Source organism: Faecalibacterium sp. DFI.5.82, assembly GCF_029076575.1.
GTDB classification, from domain to species: Bacteria; Bacillota; Clostridia; order Oscillospirales; family Ruminococcaceae; genus Faecalibacterium; species Faecalibacterium duncaniae.
Genome location: NZ_JARFIS010001149.1, coordinates 1 through 288 on the forward strand (window position 1 = coordinate 1; position 288 = coordinate 288).

A 288-nucleotide genomic window follows, 5' to 3' on the forward strand; every position below is an offset into this window, starting at 1 on the left:
GCGATAATGTTACTTTTTTGGCTGCGCCCGGTGGCCTGCTCGTACAGCTTTTTTGTGAGCATGATCTCCTCGTCCACAGTAAGCGGGCTGCATTGATAGCTGCTGACAAGTTCGCCTTTTTCAGTCTTGTCGGGATTCTGCGCATAATCAGTGCGGTCTTTCAGGCAGGCGGCGATAGATTTTCCTTTGTGCTGATGCAGTGCGATCAGACGAGTAGCAGCCAGAGCAGATCACCTACTAAATGAAAAAGCCGCCCGAAGGCGGCAAGAAGATTCAAAATCAAATCAG

The 288-nt window shown here is 50.0% G+C and carries 1 pseudogene; it reads right to left on the reverse strand.

Features of this window, described 5'->3' with window-relative positions:
* Positions 1–224: pseudogene (locus P0G09_RS20510) on the reverse strand (relaxase); the annotation flags it as partial.
* Between the last annotated feature and the right edge of the window lie 64 nt (positions 225–288).